This is a genomic window from Puniceibacterium confluentis (genome assembly GCF_007923445.1).
Lineage (GTDB): Bacteria > Pseudomonadota > Alphaproteobacteria > Rhodobacterales > Rhodobacteraceae > Puniceibacterium > Puniceibacterium confluentis.
In genome coordinates, this window is sequence record NZ_VOJI01000080.1 from 1 (window position 1) to 1,188 (window position 1,188).

At 64.4% G+C, this 1,188-nt stretch carries 1 protein-coding gene; it reads right to left on the minus strand.

The window, feature by feature from the left end; all coding sequences use genetic code 11:
• Positions 1 to 125 precede the first annotated feature (125 nt).
• A complete protein-coding gene (locus FOY53_RS22615; protein ID WP_146592534.1) occupies positions 126 to 1,136 on the minus strand; it encodes a transposase in 1,011 nt (336 codons plus the stop codon).
• Between the last annotated feature and the right edge of the window lie 52 nt (positions 1,137 to 1,188).

The window sequence follows — 1,188 nt, forward strand, 5'->3', positions numbered from 1 at the left end:
GCTTCACGCCTATTCCGTTGAAAAACTCGGCCGGTTCGCGGCGTTGAATACCTCGCGAGATTTGGCGCGCGTAGGCCCGCCGCTCTTCAGAAGGCGATTTGTGGTGGCGGCAGGAGCTTTGCGAGCTACCGGAGGTTCCGGGCGGTGGCAGCGAGGTGGAATGCGTCGCGCGCGCCGAGTGGGCCCCGTGATCGAAGTCGGCTCAGCCCCAGGATCCGCTTTAGATGGGCGAACAGCATCTCGACCTTCTTCCGCGGTTTGCAGGAGATCGCGTATTCCGTGGTCCGGGCGATCGCACGGGCCCGATCGCGGGATGGTTTGTAGATCGACCGGAGCACCTTGCGGGAAGGTTCCTTCGGGCAGCCGCGGGATTTCAGGTCACAGACTTCGCAGTCGGCCTTGCTGGCCCGGTAGCGCAGCATCCCGTCCTCATCTGGTTTCTTCTCCCGGGGTTCCGTAAATGCCCGGCGGTTTTGCTTCAACTCCTTGCCGCCCGGACAGGCGTAGGTGTCCTGCTCGGCATCATAGGTGAAGTCGGTGCGTTCGAACGTGCCGTCCCGGCGCGCCGACTTGTCGAACACTGGAATATGGGGCGCGATCCCGCGCTTCTGACCCAGCCAGTGCAGCATGTCGCCCGTGCCGTAGGCGGTGTCGGCGATCAGCCGTTCGGGCTTGAGGCCGAAGCTATCGCTCACCCTGTCGATCATCGTTCGCAGCGATCCGACTTCGGCCTGGCGGACCGAGCGCGTGGCCTCGACATCAAGGATCACGCCGCTGTCGGTATCGGTCAAGTAATTGGTGGAATGGGCAAAACAGGCTGGCCCACCCCGAGCTCCGGTCCATTGCGGCGCGGGACCGGAATGCGAGGTGAACTTCGGTTCGACCGGGCTGGCCGCGCCGAAGGCCGCATCATCGAGCGTGGCCAGGTATTCCCTGTCCGCCCGCGGCGCCTCCCCGGGATCGATCTTGCCCGGCTGCCAACCGGTGGAGCTGTAGAACGGTGCCAGATGCTGCCGGATCCCGGCCAGATCGGCAAACCGGTCCACCGCCCGGAGCATGTGGTCGGCCGGGACATCTGTCTCGATCGATAACTCGCAGAACAGAGCGCTCTGCGCTTGCTGTCGGGACCCCGTCATCGCCGCCCATCTCCACCTCTTACGCGGAAATTGAATCAGCCCTCAGGGCTTC

What these genes read in the sequence shown, in the direction of transcription:
- FOY53_RS22615 (WP_146592534.1), bottom strand. Translation starts at nt 1,136, where the DNA reads ATGACGGGGTCCCGACAGCAAGCGCAGAGCGCTCTGTTCTGCGAGTTA.